Annotated in this window: 19 protein-coding genes; 9 read left to right on the top strand and 10 right to left on the bottom strand. The window is 35.3% G+C overall.

Annotation, left to right across the window (positions count from 1 at the left end; genetic code table 11):
* Positions 1–20 precede the first annotated feature (20 nt).
* Both serC and FJ651_RS09615 read right to left on the bottom strand, forming a co-directional pair.
* Positions 21–1,082, bottom strand: coding sequence for a 3-phosphoserine/phosphohydroxythreonine transaminase (gene serC / locus FJ651_RS09610; RefSeq protein ID WP_140990300.1), 1,062 nt, complete (start codon positions 1,080–1,082; stop codon positions 21–23).
* A 101-nt stretch (positions 1,083–1,183) separates the two neighbouring features.
* The gene (locus tag FJ651_RS09615) at positions 1,184–2,233 is read right to left on the bottom strand and encodes an acyl-CoA reductase (protein WP_140990301.1); all 1,050 of its coding nucleotides are present in this window, start codon (positions 2,231–2,233) and stop codon (positions 1,184–1,186) included.
* Positions 2,234–2,337: 104 nt separating this feature from the next.
* Here FJ651_RS09615 and FJ651_RS09620 point away from each other — a divergent pair, with 104 nt between their 5' ends.
* Complete coding sequence (locus tag FJ651_RS09620) at positions 2,338–2,691, top strand: 4Fe-4S dicluster domain-containing protein (protein WP_140990302.1); 354 nt, start codon at positions 2,338–2,340, stop codon at positions 2,689–2,691.
* 2 nt (positions 2,692–2,693) lie between these two features.
* Here FJ651_RS09620 and FJ651_RS09625 read toward each other — a convergent pair whose 3' ends face one another.
* On the bottom strand, positions 2,694–4,169 hold the full coding sequence (locus FJ651_RS09625; protein WP_140990303.1) for a carboxypeptidase-like regulatory domain-containing protein: 1,476 nt from the start codon (positions 4,167–4,169) through the stop codon (positions 2,694–2,696).
* Between the two features lie 119 nt (positions 4,170–4,288).
* On the opposite strand from FJ651_RS09625, the gene ychF reads away from it, so the two are divergent.
* The 4 genes from ychF to FJ651_RS09645 all read left to right on the top strand — a co-directional run bounded on the left by ychF (position 4,289) and on the right by FJ651_RS09645 (position 10,595).
* Positions 4,289–5,383 carry a redox-regulated ATPase YchF gene (gene ychF / locus FJ651_RS09630; RefSeq protein ID WP_140990304.1) on the top strand — a complete coding sequence of 365 codons (1,095 nt, stop codon included), beginning with the start codon at positions 4,289–4,291 and terminating at the stop codon, positions 5,381–5,383.
* Between the two features lie 215 nt (positions 5,384–5,598).
* Positions 5,599–7,461 (top strand): DNA topoisomerase IV subunit B, encoded by a 1,863-nt coding sequence (locus FJ651_RS09635; RefSeq protein ID WP_140990305.1) that lies wholly within the window; start codon positions 5,599–5,601, stop codon positions 7,459–7,461.
* Positions 7,458–7,943: a hypothetical protein gene (locus tag FJ651_RS09640; RefSeq protein ID WP_140990306.1), complete on the top strand. Its 486-nt coding sequence runs from the start codon at positions 7,458–7,460 to the stop codon at positions 7,941–7,943. Before FJ651_RS09635 ends, FJ651_RS09640 begins: the two co-directional genes overlap by 4 nt.
* Before the next feature lie 3 nt (positions 7,944–7,946).
* Positions 7,947–10,595: a DNA gyrase/topoisomerase IV subunit A gene (locus FJ651_RS09645; RefSeq protein WP_140990307.1), complete on the top strand. Its 2,649-nt coding sequence runs from the start codon at positions 7,947–7,949 to the stop codon at positions 10,593–10,595.
* A 1-nt stretch (position 10,596) separates the two neighbouring features.
* Here FJ651_RS09645 and FJ651_RS09650 read toward each other — a convergent pair whose 3' ends face one another.
* A complete protein-coding gene (locus FJ651_RS09650; protein WP_140990308.1) occupies positions 10,597–10,968 on the bottom strand; it encodes a DNA topoisomerase IV in 372 nt (123 codons plus the stop codon).
* A gap of 82 nt (positions 10,969–11,050) precedes the next feature.
* On the bottom strand, positions 11,051–11,431 hold the full coding sequence (locus tag FJ651_RS09655; protein WP_140990309.1) for a helix-turn-helix domain-containing protein: 381 nt from the start codon (positions 11,429–11,431) through the stop codon (positions 11,051–11,053).
* Between the two features lie 291 nt (positions 11,432–11,722).
* Here FJ651_RS09655 and FJ651_RS09660 point away from each other — a divergent pair, with 291 nt between their 5' ends.
* The 3 genes from FJ651_RS09660 (at position 11,723) to FJ651_RS09670 (ending at position 14,006) form a co-directional block, all read left to right on the top strand.
* Complete coding sequence (locus FJ651_RS09660; protein WP_140990310.1) at positions 11,723–12,871, top strand: M14 family zinc carboxypeptidase; 1,149 nt, start codon at positions 11,723–11,725, stop codon at positions 12,869–12,871.
* Positions 12,872–12,944: 73 nt separating this feature from the next.
* Positions 12,945–13,424: an Lrp/AsnC family transcriptional regulator gene (locus FJ651_RS09665; RefSeq protein WP_140990311.1), complete on the top strand. Its 480-nt coding sequence runs from the start codon at positions 12,945–12,947 to the stop codon at positions 13,422–13,424.
* A 72-nt stretch (positions 13,425–13,496) separates the two neighbouring features.
* Complete coding sequence (locus FJ651_RS09670) at positions 13,497–14,006, top strand: DinB family protein (protein WP_140990312.1); 510 nt, start codon at positions 13,497–13,499, stop codon at positions 14,004–14,006.
* Here FJ651_RS09670 and aroB read toward each other — a convergent pair.
* Positions 13,997–15,073: a 3-dehydroquinate synthase gene (gene aroB, locus FJ651_RS09675; RefSeq protein ID WP_140990313.1), complete on the bottom strand. Its 1,077-nt coding sequence runs from the start codon at positions 15,071–15,073 to the stop codon at positions 13,997–13,999. The two genes, FJ651_RS09670 and aroB, sit on opposite strands and share 10 nt — an antisense overlap.
* Before the next feature lie 182 nt (positions 15,074–15,255).
* On the opposite strand from aroB, the gene FJ651_RS09680 reads away from it, so the two are divergent.
* Positions 15,256–16,434, top strand: coding sequence for a proline dehydrogenase family protein (locus FJ651_RS09680; protein WP_140990314.1), 1,179 nt, complete (start codon positions 15,256–15,258; stop codon positions 16,432–16,434).
* On the opposite strand, the gene FJ651_RS09685 is transcribed toward FJ651_RS09680, so the two are convergent.
* Genes FJ651_RS09685 through FJ651_RS09700 form a run of 4 tightly spaced genes read right to left on the bottom strand, consistent with a single transcriptional unit; the run spans position 16,431 to position 22,642 of the window.
* Entirely contained in the window at positions 16,431–18,800 is a 2,370-nt protein-coding gene (locus tag FJ651_RS09685; protein WP_140990315.1) for a GumC family protein, read from the bottom strand. The genes FJ651_RS09680 and FJ651_RS09685 overlap by 4 nt on opposite strands.
* Before the next feature lie 23 nt (positions 18,801–18,823).
* Positions 18,824–19,615: a polysaccharide biosynthesis/export family protein gene (locus FJ651_RS09690; protein WP_140990316.1), complete on the bottom strand. Its 792-nt coding sequence runs from the start codon at positions 19,613–19,615 to the stop codon at positions 18,824–18,826.
* Between the two features lie 19 nt (positions 19,616–19,634).
* Complete coding sequence (locus FJ651_RS09695; RefSeq protein ID WP_140990317.1) at positions 19,635–21,521, bottom strand: polysaccharide biosynthesis protein; 1,887 nt, start codon at positions 21,519–21,521, stop codon at positions 19,635–19,637.
* Positions 21,518–22,642, bottom strand: coding sequence for a DegT/DnrJ/EryC1/StrS family aminotransferase (locus FJ651_RS09700; RefSeq protein WP_140990318.1), 1,125 nt, complete (start codon positions 22,640–22,642; stop codon positions 21,518–21,520). The genes FJ651_RS09695 and FJ651_RS09700 overlap by 4 nt, the downstream gene beginning before the upstream one ends.
* Between the last annotated feature and the right edge of the window lie 450 nt (positions 22,643–23,092).

Below are 23,092 nucleotides of genomic sequence, written 5' to 3' on the forward strand. Positions count from 1 at the left end.
CTAATTATTTATCTAATTAATTATGCCTTACGTTCTAATTCACTCATAACTTCAACCAAAGCTTTCACACTGTCTAAGCTTAAGGCATTGTACATTGAGGCTCTGTAGCCACCAACACTTCGGTGACCGCTAAGTCCGCTAATGCCGGCTTCTTTAAGCATGGTTTCGAAGGTTTCTTTTAAATTTTCGTTTTCTAAGGTGAAAGTCGCGTTCATGTTAGAGCGATCTTCTTTAACGGCGTAACCTTTAAAAAGCGGATTTAAATCTATTTCAGAATAAATTAATTGAGCTTTTTTCTCATTTTCCTTTTCAATACCTGCTATACCGCCTAACTTTTTTAACCATTGTAGATTAAGCATGCTCACGTAAACCGGAAAAACAGGCGGCGTATTGTACATACTTCCTGCTTTGATGTGCTCTTTATAGTCTAACATAGCCGGAATTTTTCGGGATACTTTTCCTAAAATATCTTCATGAACAACAACCAGTGTGGTTCCAGCCGGACCCATATTTTTTTGTGCTCCTGCGTAAATAAGTCCGAATTTAGAAAAATCTAGAGTTCTCGAGAATATATCTGAACTCATATCGCATACCATTGGAATTTCGCAATCGGGAAACGACTTCATTTGCGTGCCAAATATGGTATTGTTTGAGGTGCAGTGGAAATAGTCGTAATCTGAAGGTATATCGTAGCCTTTAGGGATGTAATTAAATCCGGCGCTTTCAGAGGAAGCCACTTCATAAATATCATCGTAAATTTTAGCTTCCTTAATAGCTTTTTTACTCCAGGTGCCTGTATTTAAATATCCGGCGCGTTTTTCGAGTAAATTTTGAGCTACCATCACAAATTGTAAACTCGCGCCACCTGCTAAAAACAAAGCCTTGTATCCTTTACCTTCAAGCCCCATAAGTTCTAAAGCCAAGGCGCGGGCGTTCTCCATAACGTCAACAAATGCTTTACTGCGATGGGATATTTCTATAAGAGATAGACCGTTATCGAAGTCTATAACGGCTTCGGCTGATTTTTGCAATACTTCTTGTGGTAACACGCAGGGTCCTGCGCTAAAGTTGTGTATTTTCATGTGTTTAAAAATTACTTTTTTACTGAATGGGTTTTAAAAAAACCGATACAAAGGTGCTAATTAATCGTTGAAAGTCCATTGAAAAAACTGTAATTTTTACATTAAATTTTCAACAAAAAATCAACAGAATCAACATTATCGGCATAATCCCATAATTTGGGTTGCTGGGTGCTTCCAAAAGCAATTCCAATACCCGCAGAAGCTCCGGAAACCACGCACTGAATTTGATCACCTTCAGAAGTTAATTTAAGTTGAAGTTCCTCTAAATTGTTGTAATATTCATAAAACGCCACCGAAATAGGCGATGCGTAATTTGAATCTTCTTTCAGCATAAAAAAGCCATTGTCTAAAATATTGAATTCGCTCATTAAATACACTGCTTTATTGTAGTCGTAATTATTGGCGTATTTGTGGTGATTGATAATGCCATTCCATTTAAAAACAGCATTGAAAAATGGGTCAAAATTGTAGTTTTCAGAAATGAACAACTTTGAAACATTCCTGCAGCCCAAGCCAAAATATCTAAAAATATCCTCGCTTAAAAGCTCTAATTCCTCAGCAGTTTCATTACCTGTAAGTACTGCAACCGAGTTTCGGTTTTTTCGAATAATCGACGGCTTGTCTCTAAAATAATACTCAAAATAACGCGCCGTATTATTGCTTCCGGTGGCAATTACCGCATCAAAATTGGTTAGTTTTTCTGAAGTAATGTCGATATTCTCTTGGAATTCAGAATTAAATGAAGTCAGAACATCAGCAATTACCGGTAATATATACTGGTCGTTTGAAGATTGTTTGACTAAAACCGAGTGTCCGCAAATCAAAACCGATAAAAAATCGTGAAAACCTACCAAAGGAATATTCCCTGCCATGATAATGGCTACTCTTTTAGGTTTTACTTTATTTATAGAATAAGATTTTAACCATTGCTCTAATTGTTTTACGGTGAGAACCTCTGCCCAGCTGTTAAGTGCAAAAATGATATTTTCGGTAGTGAACCAGGCGTTAGCAGCTTTTGATTTTTGAATAGCTGTGTGAAGGTTTTTATGCCATTCATTAAACTGTGGTTCATCTTTAGCTTGTTCGTTTAAATACTGTTGAAAAAACTGACCTAAATCAGCAAAAGCGCGTATTCTTTGTTCTAAATTCATTTATAGTTTGTTTGTTAGCAACTACCGTCTTAATTTTGCAAAGTTACAAAATGCCTTTATGGTGTTTTCAACTGAAAGGAAAAGAAAAATTAAATTAGATTATCATGGCCATTATTATAACAGACGAATGTATCAACTGCGGTGCTTGCGAGCCCGAATGCCCTAATACAGCCATTTATGAAGGTGCTGATGATTGGCGCTATTCAGATGGTACGAGTTTAAAAGGTAAAGTGGTTTTACCAGACGGCAAAGAGGTTGATGCCGATGCGGTACAACAGCCCATAAGCGATGAATATTATTACATTTCACCCGATAAATGCACGGAGTGTATGGGCTTTCATGAAGAGCCGCAATGTGCTGCAGTTTGTCCGGTAGACTGCTGTGTGCCCGATGAAAATCACGTAGAAACCGAAGAGCAGTTACTTGCCAAGCAACGTTTTATGCATCCAGAGGATTAAGGTTATTTTTTAACCGTAAAAGATTTCATTTCTTCAACCGGCTCTAAGATTTGCCGGTCTTCCCATATTGATGGGGTGTATTTTTCAAGGGTAATAATATTTACTTTTTTGGCTTCGGTAATGGTGGCAAATTCTTCGGGGGTAATACTCGATTGCCCTGTAAAGAGCAGTTCGCTTTTTTGAACAACTCTGCCTTCGATACTTAAATTAAACCCAAATTTGTTTTTCTCTTTACTGTTTTCAACAAAGGTAAAAGGCCTGTTAACGTAAACATAGTTAACAGATCCTTTTTGAATGTAAAAAGGTTTATACATATGGTTCACATCTCTACTAAAATGGATAGTACCGTATTCTGATTCCTCAACATATTTAATACCGGCAATCAGTTTTAAGTTAACTTTTGTACCGCGTTTTCCGGGTGCAAAGGCATAATCTATTCTTTTTATAGCATAACTGTTGGCCATCACGATTAAAGTTCCTGCAAACTTAGATTTTCCCTTGGCGGGTGTAAAATCGAGAATATAAGCCATGTCACCATCGGTGTAGACAATATCTCTCATTGTAAAATTGTAATACTTTGTGTTTAAAATATCATCCAAAATATGATTTTCAAGATATCTAACATCTAATAAGTTATATGCTAATTGCGCTTTAAGAGCGCTATTATTTGTAGTATCGGAGTATTCTTCTTTTAAGTCGTTCATTTCAATGTCTAAAGAATCTTCAATTCTAAAAATACCTGTTCTAACTTTATAGGTTGTAGTGGTATCTAAGGCCTTTAGGAAGATAATTTGTGCTTTGTCCTGTATGATTTCTACTGAATAATCATTTTTTCTGTCAACAAGATTGGTGAGTTTATCAACTACCAGTTTGGTGCTGTCTTTTTCTAGAATATACAGTTTGCCGCTAAAATCTTCAAAATTTTTGGACTCACTATTCATTACAGCTATATTCAAAGAATCGGCATTTTGCTTCAGTACAGTAAGTTCTTTTTTAGGAAGTGTAGAGGCCTTTTTAATGTCAAACTCAAAATCTTCAAAATCGAAATAATTGGTTTGTCTTGAAAAAACATCCAAGGCGGTTAAATCTAAGTTGTGATTGTTGTAAAAGTTTTTTCTAACCCTAACGATGATGCTATCAACTGAAGGAAGTTTATTGCTTAAAATAACTTCATTAAGTTGATTTACTGCGGCTTGCAGTTCAATTTTGTAATTATTAGCTCTTATGTCTTCAATAGTAACTTCAAGTTCTTTATATCCTAAACAGGATACTTCTATATACTTGATGTCATCAATTTTTACAGTAAATAAGCCTTCGTCATTAGTGACAACACCTTTAAAATCGTCTATTTTTATGGCTGCATATGGAATTGGATTTCCACTTTGTTTGTCAACCACTAAGGCGGTTAAATTTTGCGCAATTGAAATATTTGCTGCAAGGCAAAATAATGTTAATAGCGAATAAAATTTATTCATCATGTGTAATTTTGACTAAAGACGAATATACTACAAACTTGTTACTAAGTACATTATAAAAATGTTATTTATCCATAAAAAATAACATAAATACTTACATTTGCAGCCTTAAATAAAACACTATGAAAGCCGGAATTGTTGGTTTACCAAATGTAGGGAAATCTACCTTATTCAATTGTTTATCTAATGCGAAGGCACAAAGCGCTAATTTTCCTTTTTGCACCATAGAACCCAATATTGGTGTTGTTAATGTGCCCGATACGCGTTTGGCAAAGCTGGCTTCTTTGGTAAATCCGGAGCGTGTAATTCCCGCTACTGTTGAAATTGTTGATATAGCCGGCTTGGTTAAAGGCGCGAGCAAAGGAGAAGGTTTAGGAAATCAGTTTTTGGCTAATATTCGAGAAACAGATGCCATTTTGCACGTGTTGCGTTGTTTTGAAAATGATAATATTGTACACGTTGATGGCAGCGTCAACCCAATTAGAGATAAAGAAACTATTGATATAGAACTTCAGCTAAAAGATTTAGAAACTGTAGATAAGAAGCTTGAAAAGGTAAAACGCGCCGCTAAAACAGGTAATAAAGATGCGCAAAAAGAAGAGGCGGTTTTAACCCAAATCAAACAAGGTTTAGAAACGGGTACCTCAATTAGAGCTTTAGAATTTAGTGAAGACGATTACAACGATTTTGTTAAACCGGCCCAATTTATTACCGACAAGCCGGTGATGTACGTATGTAATGTTGACGAAGCATCTGCGGTAAGCGGAAATGCCTATGTTGAACAAGTTAAAGAAGCCGTTAAAAACGAGAATGCTGAAGTATTGTTTTTGGCAGTTGCAACAGAAGCCGATATTAATGAATTAGACGATTATGAAGAGCGCCAGATGTTTCTGCAAGATATAGGATTAGACGAACCGGGTTCTTCAAAATTAATCCGTTATGCTTATAAACTACTCAAACAACAAACCTACTTTACAGCCGGTGTAAAAGAGGTAAGAGCCTGGACTATTGATATAGGCGCCACAGCTCCTCAGGCTGCAGGTGTGATTCATTCCGATTTTGAAAAAGGTTTTATTCGTGCAGAGGTGATTGCCTACGATGATTTTGTAAATCACGGAAGCGAAGCCAAAGTTAAAGAATCCGGTAAAATGCGCGTTGAAGGTAAAAATTACATTGTTAAAGATGGCGATGTGATGCATTTTCTTTTCAACGTTTAAGTTTTGTCGCATCCCTTTAAGGGTTCGAAACCCCGAAAGAGTTAAAGGCACGTTTGAAAATGTTTACGGAATGAAAGCTAAATTGCCAAATTACCTGCAAAAATGCGGTGCTTTCTCAACAATAGCTTAAGCTTTATTGTTAATTACTTATTGAACACAGTGTTTCATTTTTGTTTTTGAAATGCTATATTAGCCACGCACCAAAATTTTGATAAATGGCTCAGGAAACAGCTTACACCGAAGATAATATTCGCTCATTAGACTGGAAGGAACACATTAGAATGCGTCCCGGTATGTATATTGGGAAGCTGGGTGATGGTTCTTCAGCCGATGACGGTATCTATATTTTACTTAAAGAAGTTTTAGACAACTCCATAGACGAGTACGTTATGGGCGCCGGAAAGACCATTGAAGTTGCCATTCAAGGAAACCGTGTAACGGTGCGCGATTACGGTCGTGGTATTCCGCTTGGTAAGGTGGTAGATGTGGTTTCTAAAATGAATACCGGTGGGAAATACGATTCACGTGCTTTTAAGAAATCGGTTGGACTTAATGGTGTTGGAACCAAGGCCGTAAACGCTTTATCTTCCTTTTTTAGAGTGGAATCTACGCGAGACGGCAAATCGGCTTCGGCCGAGTTTTCTGAAGGCAATCTTCAAAACGAAGATATTGTAGACGAAACTTCCAGAAGAAAGGGTACCAAAGTGTCTTTTGTTCCCGACGAAATCATTTTTAAAAACTATAAATACCGCAATGAGTATATTATAAAAATGCTCAAGAATTACGTGTATTTAAATCCGGGACTGACCATTGTTTTTAACGGTGAAAAATATTTTAGTGAAAACGGATTGAAAGATTTGTTAAATGATAACATCAATCAATCAGATAAAATTTACCCCATCATTCACCTGCGTGGCGACGATATAGAAATTGCCATGACACATCACAAAACTCAATATAGCGAAGAGTATCACTCTTTTGTTAACGGACAAAATACCACTCAGGGTGGTACACATCTAGCAGCGTTTAGAGAAGCTTTGGTGAAAACAATAAGAGAGTTTTACAACAAGAATTTCGATGCTTCCGATGTTAGAAAATCTGTTGTATCTGCCATATCTATTAAAGTAATGGAACCTGTTTTTGAGAGTCAGACCAAAACTAAATTAGGTTCTACAGATATGGGTGGCGATTTACCAACGGTAAGAACTTATGTGAATGATTTTTTAAAAACACAATTAGATAATTACCTTCACAAAAATCCTGAAACAGCCGAAAAATTACTCCGCAAAATTTTACAGGCTGAGCGCGAACGAAAAGAACTTTCAGGAATTAGAAAACTGGCAAAAGAACGGGCAAAAAAAGCAAGTTTGCACAATAAAAAACTGCGTGATTGCAGGGTTCATCTAGACGATTTAAAAAACGACCGACGATTAGAGTCTACACTGTTTATAACCGAAGGTGATTCGGCTTCGGGTAGTATTACCAAGTCCAGAGATGTTAATACCCAAGCTGTTTTCAGCCTTAGAGGTAAGCCGCTCAACTCTTATGGCATGAATAAGAAAATTGTCTATGAAAACGAGGAGTTTAACCTGTTACAGGCGGCACTCAATATTGAAGAATCTCTTGAAGATTTAAGATATAATAATATAGTAATCGCCACCGATGCCGACGTAGATGGGATGCATATCAGGTTATTGTTAATTACTTTTTTTCTTCAATTTTTTCCTGAATTAATTAAAGAAGGTCATTTGTATATTTTGCAAACACCTTTGTTCAGGGTTAGAAATAAAAAAGAAACTATTTATTGTTATTCAGACGAAGAACGCGTTAATGCCATTGAAAAATTAAAACCAAAACCAGAAATTACCCGCTTTAAAGGTTTGGGTGAAATTTCGCCCAATGAATTCAAGCATTTTATTGGAGATAGTATCAGGTTAGACCCGGTGATGATGGATAATAATATGTCGGTTGAAGGTTTGCTGGAATTTTACATGGGTAAAAACACACCCGACAGACAAGAATTCATCATCAACAATTTAAAGGTTGAATTAGATCTGGTTGAAGATTTAAAGGCATGAGAACCAATAACGGCAAAGTAAAAAACGTCATCGTATCTACCTATTTTGTCTTAATACTGGTAGCCATACTCGCGGCGACTGTATTTAGTGCTTTTGCCGATTTAACGCCAAATCCAACACTTACTTTTTTGCTGATTTTAGTTGTTTTTTTAGTGGCATTTGGTATTGTTCATCAAATTTCAAAATATTTTGAATACGACAGCGACGGTATGAAGGTGGTAGTTATGAATAGAGGTTTACTGTTGGCTGATTATTTTAACTATAGAGAACATAAAATTGAATTTGACAAACAAGAATTGAAGGCTTTTAAATTCAATAATTTTTGGGTTTATAAAAATCTTGTTCTTCACTTAAAATCGCCCAGTGGTCGTTCGCGAGTTGAACGATTTAATGTAACTTTGGTGGGCCGAAAAAAAAGACGGTACATCAAACAATCTTTAAGTAAAATTATTAAGTATAACAAAAAAGCAAAAGAAGACTAGTACATGTCCGAAATACCAGAAGAAACAAACAACGAGGCAGAATTTAACAATCAGGAAACCATCACCAAAGTAGATGGAATGTACAAAGACTGGTTTTTAGATTATGCCAGCTATGTTATTCTCGAACGTGCCGTACCGGCCATAGAAGACGGTTTAAAGCCTGTGCAGCGCCGTATTTTGCACTCTATGAAAGATCTGGACGATGGTCGATACAACAAAGTTGCCAATATTGTTGGTCATACCATGCAATACCATCCACATGGTGATGCCAGCATTGCAGATGCTATGGTGCAGATTGGTCAGAAAGATTTGTTAATAGACACCCAAGGTAACTGGGGTAATATTTTAACAGGCGATGGTGCCGCTGCTTCGAGATATATTGAAGCCAGACTCTCTAAATTTGCTTTAGACGTTGTTTTTAATCCAAAAATTACCGAGTGGCAAGCTTCATACGACGGCAGAAAAAAGGAGCCTGTTAACTTGCCCATTATGTTTCCATTGCTTTTGGCACAAGGAGCCGAAGGTATTGCGGTTGGACTTTCTACCAAGGTCTTACCACATAACTTTATTGAATTAATAGATGCTTCAATTAAACATCTGCAAGGCAAGAAGTTTACGCTGTTCCCTGATTTTCCAACAGCCGGAATCATGGATGTTACCAATTACAACGATGGTTTGCGTGGCGGTAAAGTAAGAGTAAGAGCCAAGGTTTCTCAGTTCGATAAGAACACCCTTGTAATTACAGAAATTCCTTTTAGTACTAACACCACGACTTTAATTGAGTCTATTTTAAAGGCCAACGAAAAAGGTAAAATAAAGATTAAAAAAATAGAAGATAATACCGCTGCCGAAGTAGAGATTCTCGTGCATTTACCAAGCGGAATTTCACCCGATAAAACCATTGATGCGTTATATGCATTCACCAATTGTGAATTGTCGATTTCTCCCTTAGGTTGTATCATTGAAGACAACAAACCTTTATTTGTGGGCGTTTCTGAAATGCTGCGTCGTTCTACAGAACATACGGTAGAGCTTTTAAAACAAGACTTAGAGGTAAAATTAGGAGAATTTGAAGATCAGTGGCATTACGCATCCCTTGAGCGCATTTTTATTGAAAACCGTATTTATCGCGATATAGAAGAAGAAGAAACCTGGGAAGGTGTTATCAAGGCCATCGACGAAGGACTAAAACCTTTTATAGCACATCTTAAAAGGCCTGTAATTGAGGACGATATAGTTAGACTAACGGAAATTAGAATCAAGAGAATTTCTAAATTCGATATAGATAAAGCACAGCAAAAAATTGAAGCCCTTGAAGCGCAAATTGCCGAAATAAAATATCATTTAGAACATTTAACCGAATATGCTATTGCCTACTTTGTACGTCTTAAAAATGATTATGGTGCCGGTAAAGAGCGCAAAACTGAAATAAGACTGTTTGATGATGTAGATGCTACGAAAGTGGTGATGCGCAACACCAAACTCTTCGTAAACAGAGAAGAAGGTTTTATTGGAACCTCTTTAAAAAGAGACGAATACGTGTGTGATTGTAGTGATATTGATGATATTATTGTGTTCACACAAGATGGAAAAATGATGGTAACAAAGGTAGACAGTAAAACCTTTGTTGGAAAAAACATCATTCATGTAGCAGTATTTAAGAAGAAAGACAAACGAACCATCTATAATTTAATTTATCGCGACGGCAAAGGCGGTCCGTCATACGTCAAACGTTTTTCAGTGACCTCAATTACTAGAGATCGCGAGTACGATTTAACCAATGGTTTAAAGGATTCGCTGGTACATTATTTTTCAGCCAATCCTAATGGTGAAGCAGAAGTAGTCACGGTTTTATTAAGGCAAGTAGGTAGTATAAAAAAATTGAAATGGGATTTAGACTTTGCAGATATTCTAATAAAAGGCAGAGATTCTAAAGGAAATCTGGTTACTAAGTACAGCGTAAAACGAATTGAGCTCAAAGAAAAAGGAATCTCCACATTAAAACCCCGAAAAATTTGGTTCGACGATGCTGTACAAAGATTAAATGTAGACGGCAGAGGAGAGCTTGTAGGCGAATTTAGAGGTGAAGACCGATTGCTCATCATTAGACAAAGTGGTGTGGTTAAAACCATTATTCCGGAGCTAACAACCCATTTTGATGACGATATGATTGTATTGGAGAAATGGATTCCTAAAAAGCCTATTTCGGCTATTTATTTTGACGGTGAAAAAGAGCGTTATTTTGTGAAGCGCTTTTTAATTGAAAACGAAGGTAAAGAAGAAACTTTTATTTCGGAACATCCTAAAAGTCATCTGGAAATAGTTTCAACCGATTGGAAACCAGTGGCCGAAGTAGAATTCACTAAAGAACGTGGTAAGGATAGAAAAGATAACCAGGTGGTGGAATTAGAATCTTTTATAACCATCAAAGGGATTAATGCCTTAGGTAATCAGCTTACAAAAGATAAGGTAAATACCATAAGCTTATTAGATCCAATTCCTTATGAAGCTCCCGAAGAAATACCTGCCAATGACATAGAGGTGGTTGATGAGGAAACTATTGATGCGTCTAATGACAGTTCTGAAACAAGTAATGCTGATGACAACGAAAACTATAAAACAGGCGATGACGGACAGATAACACTGTTTTAAATTATAGTTTGACGGCCTCGCCTTTTTGCTTGATGCTTTCGCCTACGTAAGAATACTCAAAAACATAAGACGAATCGGTGGTGGTGAGTATTTTCAAATGAATATCTTTCATTTCGGCTCTGCTTTTTGGATTAATGGTTTTGAAAATCACCTCACAATCGTTGATCCATCTCACAGAAGCAGAATCGGTTTTACCCTCAAAGGTTTCAATTTGTAACTTTTGATTTCTGGTAAATGTAGAAACGTAGTCTTTTCCTTCAATGGTGATAGTACTTTTAAAGGTTCCTTCCTTAAAATCCCCACAATTGCGCTCAATTTGATAGCATGCTGTAAGGCAAAAGCCGGTTAGGATGAGCAATAGAATGTTTTTCATTTTCTTTTTTCCAAAATTAAGAATAATCGCGCAGTGCTATTTGAAAACTAATAGATTTATTTGTGTGGCAGAAATGCTAAAATTATAAATGCTCAAAATTTTCAAAAGTCCCATCGGCATAAAAAATAACGATACGTTTAATTTCTTTGGAAACATTTTTTGAAATGATGCCGGGGTTATTTGATTTTGGTGTTGTCAATGCTTTAGACGATACATCATCAAAATAGGGTTCAGGTGCTTTTGGAAAACTTCCTTTTCCATTCAACAACCAATACAATTCTACCTCCGGAAATTGCGCCAAAACCTTTAAAACAAAATCTAAACTAGGCTTATTTCTACCGGATAAAATATGCGAAATAGAGGAGCGCTGTACCCCAATTTTATCGGCAAATGAAGACGCAGTTTCACCGTAATATTCCATTACTTTTTCTAGTCGTTTGGTGAATTCCGGTGTGTTTATCATTGTAAATAGGATAGTGGGCGTAATCTCGTTACAAATGTAAATAATAATTATCTAATCAAGGCTTATTTTCCTTTAATTTCTTTAAATAAATTAAACTTATACTTTATTTAAAGTATTTTAAAACATTGAAAAACAATTCATAAAATTCAATAAATAATCTAAAAATTATTTTGTTGCATTTTGTTGGGGTTTTAACTGAAAAGTTAGTTAACAACTGTAATAATTTCATTGTTTTTTGTGTTTACAAATGTAAAATTACAATTGTATACCTTTGTAATCTTATATAAAACCATGGACATAGAAGATATTCAAATGTGGTTTAATACTAACCGTGAAAACACCTTGTTTCATCGTTATATTAACCTACAAAAAATTGGACCTTTAATCAATAAAGTCTCAACAAACTTTGAGATAAAAGTTATTGGTCATTCTGTTGAAAGGCGACCTATTTATGGTCTTAAAATTGGTATCGGTTCAAACAAAATTTTGATGTGGTCTCAAATGCACGGTAATGAATCTACCACCACAAAAGCATTATTTGATTTAGTCAATTCAATACTAAATGAGCCTAATTTAAAATGGATTCAAGATGAATTGAGTCTTTTTATCATCCCAATGCTTAATCCTGATGGCGCAGAACAATACACAAGAGTTAATGCAAATGGCATAGATTTAAATAGAGACGCGCAACAATTAACCCAGCCCGAAAGTATTGCTCTAAGACAAATTTTTGAAACCTTTAAGCCGGATTATTGCTTTAACCTTCATGGACAACGCACTATTTTTGGTACCGGTACTCATGGTAAGTCGGCTACAGTATCGTTCTTAGCGCCTGCGCAAGATGAAGCTTTAACGGTTACAAATACAAGATTGAAGGCCATGTCTGTCATCAACGCCATGAATAACGCTTTACAAAAAGTGATTCCCGGACAAATTGGCTTATACGACGATGCTTATAATATCAATTGTGTTGGTGATACTTTTCAAGGTTTAAACGTGCCAACTATTTTGTTTGAAGCGGGTCATTATTCAAAGGATTACTGTAGAGACCAAACCAGGTTTTATATATACGTCGCCTTTTTATATGCGTTAAAGCATATTCAAAATAATTCAATTACCGATACAGACACATTGAAAGATTATCAAAGTATTCCGCTGAACCAAAAATGCTTTTACGATATTATTTTTAGAAATGTATGTTTAGATGAAACATCAAACTTAAATGATGTGGCCATACAATATAGAGAAGTTTTAAAATCTGAAAAAATAGACTTTATACCCGAAGTTGTTAAAATAGGAAATTTGTCTGCATTTTTTGGTCATAAAGAAATTGAAGCCAATGGCTATAAATTGGAAACTCACGAAAAAAAGGCGATTTACGAGGGTTACGAAAACGATTTCGTTTTGATGAAAAACGAAAAAATACTACTATTACCTTAAAATAATATAATAAAAAGAGTGATTTATTGTTTTTATTCTATTAATTTTGCCCAAAACAATAATTTTATTGAAAATGGGAAAGTTTAAATTAGATGAAGTAGATCACCAAATATTAGACATGCTAATCGATAATACGCGTGTGCCATTTACTGATGTTGCAAAAAAATTATTAGTATCTGCAGGAACAGTTCATGTTAGGGTGAAGAAAATGGAAGAAGCCGGCATAATTGAAGGTTCGTCTCTTACATTAAACTACCAAAAATTAGGTTACTCATTTATAGCGTATGTTGGTTTGTTTTTACAAAACACCTCACAGACAAAGTTTGTACTAGAGCGTTTAAACCAAATTCCTTATGTAACTGTGGCTCATATTACCACCGGAAAATTCAATATATTTTGTAAAATACGTGCTAAAAGTACCACCCATGCCAAGGAAATTATTTTTATGATCGATGATATTGAAGGTGTGTACAGAACTGAGACTATGATTTCATTAGAAGAAAGCATTAACGACAAAAAGCGGTTGATGCACACCATTTTTAACGAACTATAATTATCTTAACAATAATTTAATTTTTAAGGCCTTTCAAAAACTTAATTTTGAAGGGCTTTTTAATTTTACATCATGAATAATCTTAATTCCTCAGAATACCATCCCTATTACGAACTCTATCTTTCAAAATGTTCATTTATGCATATTATAGAAGGATTAGAGCAAAGTGGCAAGGAGTTTGAAACCTTTTTAAAATCTATTCCTGTTGAAAAACAGCTTTTTAAATATGCGCCTGATAAGTGGACTATCAAAGAAGTGCTGGTTCATATTATCGATACAGAGCGAATCTTCGCCTATCGTTCACTCCGAATAGCCAGAAGAGATGTTACAGCACTACCCGGTTTTGACCAAGACGAATATGTTTTAAACTGTAACGCTAATTCCAGAAATTTTGAAGAATTGATTTCAGAGTTTATTAGTGTTCGCAATGCTACAATTAGTTTGTTTAAAAGTTTTAATGCTGAAGATTTACTTCAAAAAGGTACTGCCAGTAACAATCCTATTTCGGTGAGAGCTTTAGGATATATATTGATAGGACATCAAAATCATCACCAAGAAATTATAGAAGAACGTTATTTGTAGCAGTTGATATAAAAATCGAAAGCATGTTCAATTAGTTCATTGTCAACATTGCAATCTAAAACGGGCTGACCAATTTCTTCAAGTAACACGAAATTTATCTTACCATGGCTGTTCTTTTTGTCGTATTTCAGTAAATCGATAATGGATTTGTAATCAGTTAAATGTAAATCAGCTTGAGGATAAAATCGGGTGATGAATTCGGCGATCTCTTCTAAATCTGATTTGGATAATTTGGTTGTTTTATAAGAAAGAAACGCCTCCATCAACATACCGGCCGCAATGGCTTCGCCGTGAAGCAGCATTGACTTCGAATGATGATTAAGAAAATAAGACTCTACCGCATGACCAAGCGTATGGCCAAAATTTAAGGTCTTTCTAATATTTTCTTCTCTTGGATCTTGAGTTACAATTTTATTTTTAATATCAACCGACTCCCATGTGAGCGCGCTCAATTTGTCAGTGTTAATTTCGGTTAAGTTTTTGAATTTTCCCCAATATTCTTTACTGTAAATAAGTCCGTGCTTAAACATTTCTGCCAATCCTGAGCGTAATTCTTCATAAGGTAAGGTATTGAGAAATCTGTCATCTACAATTACCATGTCTCCGTTACTAATCACGCCCACCTGGTTTTTAAGCACACCTAAATCCACCCCTGTTTTGCCACCTACCGAAGCATCAACCATCGATAGCAATGTAGTTGGTACATTGATGTACTTAATGCCACGTTGATAGGTGCAAGCCACAAAACCGCCAAGATCTGTTACGACACCGCCACCAAGATTGATGAGCAGCGCTTTGCGGTCTGCTTCTAATTCTGAGAGTGCTTCCCAAACACCTTTGCAGGTATCGATGTTTTTATTGATTTCTCCGGCTTCAATTTCAATAATTTCAATATCTAGATGAGTTTCAAACTCGCTCAAAAATAAGGGTAAACAAAAGTCATGAGTATTGGTATCGACTAATATAAATATTTTGGAAATGTTTGTGCCGCTAACGTATTTATTGATAGCTTTATAACCTTCAGAATTAAAATAAACTGCGTAATCTTTGGCTTTAATGGTAGTCATTTGCTATGGCATATTAAGGCGTGAAATTAAGTAGATTTTAGAAATTAAAGTAAGAAAAGTTTCATAAAATTAATAGTTGATACTTCTACTTCTTCTAAATTTAATTAAAACTTTATGATGATAAAATAATTGTTTATTAGTTATCTTTACACTGAGAATAACATAAGCATTAATCGATATAAATGTCTAAAAAACAAATATTTGAAAATACAAAAGTAGCATTTCAGCTCAAATCAGATTCAGAGTTGGAACGCGCCTATTTTTTGTTTAAAATGATTTCTAATCAGCCGTTGGTGAAAATTGGCACTGCTGCCACCAATTTTGCACTAAAGGCCAACCTACCGGTTGAAGGATTGATTCGCTCTACGGTTTTTGATCATTTTTGTGGTGGCGTCAGCGAAGAAGACTGTTTACCTGTGATTGACAAGATGTACAATTACGGTGTGAGTTCTGTTTTAGACTATTCGGTTGAGGGCAAAGAAACCGAAGAACAATTTGATGCAGCCGCTGAAAAAACGCTTAAGATTATCAATTTTTCTGATGATCGCGAAGCTATGCCAATAGCTGTATTTAAGCCGACAGGTTTTGGCAGGTTTCATTTATATGAAAAGAAAAGCTCTGCTAAGCCATTAACTGAAGAAGAGCAGAAAGAGTGGGATAGAGTAGTAGCCCGCTATCACGCCGTTTGCAAATCGGGACAAGCCAAGGATGTAGAAATTTTAATTGACGGTGAGGAAAGCTGGATGCAAAATGCTGCAGATACTTTGGTTGAGGATATGATGCGCACTTACAACAAGGGCAAAGCTATTGTTTATAATACCCTACAGTTATATCGCTGGGACCGACTAGATTATTTGAAAGCATTACATCAACGCGCAAAAGCCGAAGGTTTTAAGATAGGTGTAAAGATTGTTCGTGGTGCTTACATGGAAAAAGAACGCGAGCGCGCTCAACAAAAAGGCTATAAATCGCCTATTTGCGAGAGTAAATTTGATACAGATCAAAATTTTAACGAGACCTTGCGTTATATTTTAAATAACCTGAATGATATTTCGGTTTTTATTGGAACCCATAATGAGGAAAGTAGCTATTTAGCCATGAATTTAATGGAAGAACTTGGAATAGCAAGAAGCGACAACAACGTATGGTTTGGACAATTGTATGGTATGAGCGATCATATTAGTTTTAATCTGGCTGCCGAAGGCTATAATGTGGCCAAATACGTGCCATTTGGTCCGGTTAAAGATGTGATGCCTTATCTCATTAGACGCGCCGAAGAAAATACTTCGGTGGCAGGGCAGACTAGCAGGGAGCTTAATTTAATAACTATTGAGCGTAAGCGGCGAAAATTAGCCGATTAACTAAATAGTGTTTTATACCAAGGTTTCTTTTTATCAGATCCATAACCATACCCGTAGCCATAGCCGTAACCAGTACTGCCGCCTTCTGTGCCGTTTAGTAAAAAGGTCATATTAGGCAAGCGTTTTTCGTTGTATAATGGCTGTGCAACATGTGCCAGTAATCTTTTATCAATATCGTTGGCACTTACCACGTAAACAAAAGCATCGGCGTGGTGGGCCACTAACAAGGTATCACTCACAATACCGACGGCTGAAGTGTCTACGATAATGTATTCGTATTTATCATCAAAATATTTAAATAATTCATCAACACGTTTACTCATTAACAATTCTGACGGATTAGGCGGAATGGTACCTGATGGAATAATGTCTAAGAATTTATTGTCTTTCATTTTATAAATAACATCATCAGGTTTAAGAGACTTATCTGCGATATAATCTGATAAACCTTTAATATTAGTACTGTCAAGCTTTAAATAGTGTAATATTTTTGGTACTCGAATATCCATTTCAATTAACAATACGCGTTTTTCGGAAAATGAGATGGAATGTGCTATGTTGGTACTGGTATGAGATTTACCTTCTTGGGCTTTTGTTGAGGTTACAAAGATGATTTTAGATCTTCCGGTGACGCTTTTTAACATGAAATCCAGATTTGATCTCACTATTCTAAACGCTTCTGCTTTAGGAGAATAATCTACCTTTTTGATAAGATGTTCCTTTCTTGAAGTTTTTGGTATTTCACCTATATACGGAATATCTAAAATTTCTTGTATATCGTCTTTGTGGTATATTTTGGTGTCTAACAGATTTCTTGCATATATAAACCCAATAGGGATAGCCAAACCTAATAATACAGAGGCAAGATAAGTAAACATACTTTTAGGCGCAACAGGCATGTAATTGGAGTAGGCATTATCAATAATTTTGGCGCTAGAGGTATACATACCCAACATAATAGCGCTTTCTTCTCTTTTCTCCAAGAGATAAAGATATAGAGATTCTTTAATGCCTTGCTGGCGCTGAATTTCTTTAAATTGACGCTCTTTGGTAGGTGCGGCATAAAGTTGGCCACGAATACGAGCATCTTCACGATACAGATTGTCTAAAGTCATCTGGCTGGTCTCTTTCATATTTCTTAAAGAGGCCTGAAGATTAGATTTTAACGCATCAATTTGATTATTAAGTTTAATAACGATGGGGTTTTTTTCGCTTGAACTGTTTAAAATTCTATCTCGTTGTGCTACCAGTTCGTTATGACTTCGGGTGATTTGTGCCACGTTGGCATCTTCAATACCAACAATGGGTAAAACATCAGACGTTTTGCTATCGTCAGTCGCCTCACTTTCTAAAAAGGAAATCAACTCAATCCGATTAGAAACCTCATTAATTTGGTTTTCTGTTTGACGGCCACTTTGAAGATATAGATCTGCCTGCGAGTTCAGCGCTGTTAATCTGTTTCGTTTTTGTATGTCTTCTGCATTTAGATCTACATTTTCCAGATCTGATGTTACTTGCTCTAATCGGTTATTGATAAATTCTGAAGTGACCCTTACAACCTCTTCTTTGTCTGCTAATACATCTGCATTATAGGCTTCTACAAGCTTATTTAAAATATCTATGGCTTTTTGCGGTACTTTATCTTGGAGCTCTAAAGTAACAATGCTCGATGCCTCAGCGGTTGAAATCAAAATGCTACGTTGATATTTGTTCACTAATTTAGGTACTGAGGTTAATTTAATTTTTAAATTATTACTGTTCTTAGCATTAAATTGTTCCATATTTGGTGTAATAACCATATCACCAAAGCCTGTTTTAATTCTGTCGCCAAAGGTGTGAATGGTGCCAAGATTATCATCTCTCTGAGTAAACAGTGTTTTCCCATCATCTTGAAATAATAAAAATTCGGTAGGGGATTTTATCTTTAAATATAAAGTAGTATCTACCTTATTAATAATCGAGTCCGACTCAAAAAAACTGATTTTTAATGGTGGATTTTTATATAATTCCAACTCTTTAATCTTACCTTGGTTATAATATTGAATGTTAAGATCTAGATCTGTAATTACCTTGTGAAGAAGGTTTCTGGATAACATAACCTTAGTCTCATCTTTAATTTTGTCATTTTCTTTAGAAAATATGCCACCACCGGTTAACTCACTTAAGCTCGGTAATTTTTGAGATTGTTTGTCGTCTTTAATTTGTATGGTAGCTTTGGCTAAATATTCATAGTCAGCATATCTCAAATAGACATGCGCCAGGGCAATACCTAAAATGACGCAAAAAAGAATTATCTTCCAGTAGCGCATATACAATTCAACGCCACGCTTTATTTCGTTTATTTTAAGAATCCCGGTTTTATCCATGTTGTTAAAAGAATATTTTTGAATTAATTAATTAAAAATACTGCTAAAATGGTAGTTAACGTACCTATTGCAGAAATTAACACCGCATTATTTGCGTTAAAAGTAGATGATCTAATGCGTGCTCTATTCGGTTCTACAACTATAACGTCGTTTTGTTGTAAATAATACAAAGGAGAATTAACAGCATTAATAGAGGTTAAATCAATATTGGCAAAACGTTTTTTATTATCAACCTCTCTAATGAGCAGTACATTTTGGCGCTTCCCAAATATAGTTAAATCACTTGCCAAACCGAGTGCTTCAACTAGAGTGATGCGCTCATCTTGAATGGTAAAGGTGCCGGGCCTGTTCACTTCTCCAAGTATGGTCACCGTGAAATTAGCCAGACGGATATTTACAATCGGATCATCGGCGTATTCAGCAATGCGTTTTTTAAGCATTTCCGTAGCCTCGGTTCTTGTTAACCCGGCCATTTTTATGGTTCCCAATACCGGAAATTCAATATTTCCATCATAATCTATCAGGTATGTTTGCGTTTGGAGTGCAGCTTGCGCACCTAAGGCATTAAGATTATTGGCTACAACAGGTAAATTAAATGGTGAAGCTGCATCGGCATCAGCAGCCGTAACATTGATTACCAATAAATCATCCGGTTTATATACCAGTTGTTGTGGTGTAGAGTCGAAGGTGAGGTCAGTCGCAATTTCATCTTGAAAATAGATTAAATCTTTACGTGAAGCACAAGAACTCATCGTTAAAAACATGAGCAGCACAAGGTATAAAACAATTTGATTAAAGTTCAGGTTTAGTTTCATGACTATGGTTGTTTATAAGTTAGTTATCTAGAATTTCGTAGTACGAGTTATTTGATTTAAATTCTGGCACCAAATTTTTAAGTAAGGCTACAATTTCAATATTTTTCATATTTGATTTAATGTCCAATAACAGGTTTAAATTGTGCGTAATTTCGTCAAAATTTAATGGTTTGGTTTTGGCAATCATTATTTTTTCATGGTAGGTTGGCTTGGTATTTTCTCCATCGGCTAGTAGTTCTTCATAAATTTTCTCGCCGGGTCTTAACCCTGTTATTTTAATGCCAACATCTTCCGGAAATCTTAACCCTGAAAGAATAATCATATTGAGGGCCAAATCGTATATTTTTATTGATTGTCCCATATCAAAGACAAAAATCTCACCGCCATTCCCCATGGCACCTGCCTCTAATACAAGACTACAGGCTTCGGCAATGGTCATAAAATATCGTGTAATTTCCGGGTGAGTCACTGTAATCGGGCCACCAAGTTCAATCTGCTTTTTAAATAAAGGAATAACAGAGCCGTTAGACCCGAGTACGTTTCCAAATCTGGTGGTAATAAATTTTGTTTGACCTTTTTCAGGAAGGGTATTAATAATTAGTTCTGCAACGCGTTTGGTGGCGCCCATCACATTGGTGGGGTTAACAGCTTTATCGGTTGAGATCATAATAAATTTTTGTACAGCGTATTTAACCGATAAAAGGGCGAGATTCCTCGTGCCAATCACGTTAACATTAATGGCTTCGTACGGATTGCTTTCCATTAACGGAACGTGTTTGTAAGCGGCAGCATGAAATACAATTTTAGGCTTAAATTCATTAAAAAGTTGCTCTAACCTTTTGTAATCTCTAATATCTGCAACAATAGGCATGAAATTGGTATGACCATTGTTTTTGAATTCTTGTTCTAAATTATAAAGTGCCGATTCTGAATTGTCTAACAGTATCAGATGTTTGTAATCGTATTGAGTTAATTTTCTAGCTATTTCACTACCAATAGAACCAGCAGCGCCTGTTATAAGAATAATTTGATTAGAATATTCTTCTATTACAGCATTATTGGTGATTGAAATAGGTTCGCGACCTAATAAGTCTTCAATTTTTACATCCTTAATCTGACCGGCACTTAAATCGCCGTCGATCCATGTTTTTACCGCAGGCACTATTTTCACCTTCACACCAACTTTGAAAAAAGAACTTGATATTTCTAATAATCGAATGGGTGTTATATTTTGAATTGAAATAATGATTTCATCAATCTTATGCTTTTTAATGAACGATTCCGTAATACTATCGCGACTGTAAACGGTTAACAAATCAATTTTTTTACCAATTTTTTTTTCGTTATCGTCTATAAAACCAACAACTATGGTGTTGCTTTGTAAATCGCTGGTTAAAACTTGATAGGTAATCATACCGGCGTCACCGGCTCCGTAAATAAGTGCATTGTTGAAATTTACAGTATTGCTGAAAATATTATTATAGATGGATTTTATAAAAAACTTAAAACCAATTAAATTAAGAATATTGAGTAATAAATGAATATAAACTATAGAACCGGGTATATTTAACAAACTGTTTTGATCGTATTTACGCGCTATGTAAGTAATTGTAATTAAAATGGTAGCCAATATATTAGTGCCTATAACAATATTAACCACGTCTCTAACTCCGGTATATCTTACAACACCTTTATGAGAGCCAACGGCTAAAAAGCTCAAAAAGGCCATCACAATTACATAAGGTATTTGTTTGATTAATATGTTGAAGTCAAATTCTAATTTGAAATTAAATCTTATTAGATAAGCTATAAAAAAACAAACAGCAACAATTATTAAATCAACAAGCATCACCAACCATTTGGAGGCATACTTTTTGAATATTTTATTTAAGAAACGCTTAATCATACGTGATAATACTGTTTAATTGCTGATATGACCCTTAATAAATCATTCTCGCTTAGGTTTGACCCACTTGGCAAACAAATACCTCTTTCAAAAAGATTGTCAGAAACACCGTTTAAATAGCAAGGATAATCCTTAAAAACAGGTTGCTGATGCATGGGTTTCCAGAGTGGTCTAGATTCAATATTTTCAATACTTAAAAGTTCAATGATGTCTTCTTTTTGTTGTTTTGACTTGGTTAAAATACAACTTAGCCACCTATTTGAAAAATTATTTTCAGGTTCCGGTAAAAAAAAGAGATCATCAATATCACTTAAATGTGATTTGTAAAATTGAAAATTGTGTCTTCGGCTATGCACACGTTCTTTTAATACATCCATTTGGCCAACGCCAATGCCCGCTAAGACATTAGACATACGGTAGTTATAACCAATACTTGAATGCAAATAAGCAATGCCTTTGTCTCTTGCTTGAGTTGCAAGAAAAACGGCTTTTTCCTTAACACTTTTTTCTTTTGTAATTAAAGCGCCTCCGCCTGAAGTGGTTATAATTTTATTACCGTTAAACGATAAAATACCAATATCTCCAAAAGTGCCGCATTTTTGGTTGTGATAGCTACTGCCTAAGGCTTCGGCACTGTCTTCTATAATTGGTATTTGGTAATTTTCTGCAATGGCACTAATTTCTTTAACTTTATAAGGCATGCCGTATAAATGTACGGCTATGATTGCTTTTGGCTTTTTACCTTTGGCAATACTGTCTTTTATGGCTTTCTCTAATAGTTCCGGACATAAATTCCAGGTGTCTTCTTCGCTATCTATAAAAATAGGTATGGCCCCTTGATAAATAATTGGATTTGCAGAAGCAGAAAAGGTTTTAGATTGACAAATAACCTCATCACCTTTTTTGACACCAAGTATAATGAGCGCGAGATGAATAGCAGCAGTACCCGAACTTAATACACTGGCATAATGATTATTTCCTAAGAAATTTTGAATTTTTTCCTCAAACAAATCAACATTAGGGCCTAAAGGGGCGATCCAATTGCTATCAAATGCCTGATGTATATAATTTAATTCGGTGCCACTCATGTGTGGTGAAGAAAGCCAAATTTTACTTTTCATAGAGATAACAGGTTAAGTTCTCAAATTATACTATTAATTCACATATGTTTAGAATGGGGTCTAGAACATCGTTGTGTCATTTAGGTTAATTGCACATTATTAAGTTGTTAATAATGTATTACATTAAATTAAATCACAACACGAAGTTGGAACATAACTTATGGCCAACCAAATAAACACGATAAATAACACTTTTTTACGTTAATGTTTAAAGATGGTTTCAATGTTTTTAAAGTGTTTAAGTATTTTATCAATTAACTGAGGTAAAAACTGTTCTATTTAATGATATAATAAATAGTATGGATTTAAAAATTTAAAATGTTTTCAAATTATTTGGTCAGGATAAAGACTCGGCCACTACCTCATAAAGTATTGAAACCGAATTGTCCATCTGTTTATTCCCTCATATCGGTTATTACAATTATTTAACCGCTTATTTAATTAAATTTA

This window comes from Paucihalobacter ruber (assembly GCF_006494535.1).
GTDB classification, from domain to species: domain Bacteria; phylum Bacteroidota; class Bacteroidia; order Flavobacteriales; family Flavobacteriaceae; genus Paucihalobacter; species Paucihalobacter ruber.

What these genes read in the sequence shown, in the direction of transcription:
- FJ651_RS09650 (WP_140990308.1), bottom strand. Translation starts at nt 10,968, where the DNA reads ATGAAAAACATTCTATTGCTCATCCTAACCGGCTTTTGCCTTACAGCA.
- FJ651_RS09670 (WP_140990312.1), top strand. Translation starts at nt 13,497, where the DNA reads ATGAATAATCTTAATTCCTCAGAATACCATCCCTATTACGAACTCTAT.
- FJ651_RS09665 (WP_140990311.1), top strand. Translation starts at nt 12,945, where the DNA reads ATGGGAAAGTTTAAATTAGATGAAGTAGATCACCAAATATTAGACATG.
- FJ651_RS09700 (WP_140990318.1), bottom strand. Translation starts at nt 22,642, where the DNA reads ATGAAAAGTAAAATTTGGCTTTCTTCACCACACATGAGTGGCACCGAA.
- FJ651_RS09680 (WP_140990314.1), top strand. Translation starts at nt 15,256, where the DNA reads ATGTCTAAAAAACAAATATTTGAAAATACAAAAGTAGCATTTCAGCTC.
- FJ651_RS09660 (WP_140990310.1), top strand. Translation starts at nt 11,723, where the DNA reads ATGGACATAGAAGATATTCAAATGTGGTTTAATACTAACCGTGAAAAC.
- FJ651_RS09655 (WP_140990309.1), bottom strand. Translation starts at nt 11,431, where the DNA reads ATGATAAACACACCGGAATTCACCAAACGACTAGAAAAAGTAATGGAA.
- FJ651_RS09620 (WP_140990302.1), top strand. Translation starts at nt 2,338, where the DNA reads ATGGCCATTATTATAACAGACGAATGTATCAACTGCGGTGCTTGCGAG.
- FJ651_RS09690 (WP_140990316.1), bottom strand. Translation starts at nt 19,615, where the DNA reads ATGAAACTAAACCTGAACTTTAATCAAATTGTTTTATACCTTGTGCTG.
- aroB (WP_140990313.1), bottom strand. Translation starts at nt 15,073, where the DNA reads ATGACTACCATTAAAGCCAAAGATTACGCAGTTTATTTTAATTCTGAA.
- FJ651_RS09695 (WP_140990317.1), bottom strand. Translation starts at nt 21,521, where the DNA reads ATGATTAAGCGTTTCTTAAATAAAATATTCAAAAAGTATGCCTCCAAA.
- FJ651_RS09635 (WP_140990305.1), top strand. Translation starts at nt 5,599, where the DNA reads ATGGCTCAGGAAACAGCTTACACCGAAGATAATATTCGCTCATTAGAC.
- ychF (WP_140990304.1), top strand. Translation starts at nt 4,289, where the DNA reads ATGAAAGCCGGAATTGTTGGTTTACCAAATGTAGGGAAATCTACCTTA.
- serC (WP_140990300.1), bottom strand. Translation starts at nt 1,082, where the DNA reads ATGAAAATACACAACTTTAGCGCAGGACCCTGCGTGTTACCACAAGAA.
- FJ651_RS09640 (WP_140990306.1), top strand. Translation starts at nt 7,458, where the DNA reads ATGAGAACCAATAACGGCAAAGTAAAAAACGTCATCGTATCTACCTAT.
- FJ651_RS09615 (WP_140990301.1), bottom strand. Translation starts at nt 2,233, where the DNA reads ATGAATTTAGAACAAAGAATACGCGCTTTTGCTGATTTAGGTCAGTTT.
- FJ651_RS09625 (WP_140990303.1), bottom strand. Translation starts at nt 4,169, where the DNA reads ATGATGAATAAATTTTATTCGCTATTAACATTATTTTGCCTTGCAGCA.
- FJ651_RS09645 (WP_140990307.1), top strand. Translation starts at nt 7,947, where the DNA reads ATGTCCGAAATACCAGAAGAAACAAACAACGAGGCAGAATTTAACAAT.
- FJ651_RS09685 (WP_140990315.1), bottom strand. Translation starts at nt 18,800, where the DNA reads ATGGATAAAACCGGGATTCTTAAAATAAACGAAATAAAGCGTGGCGTT.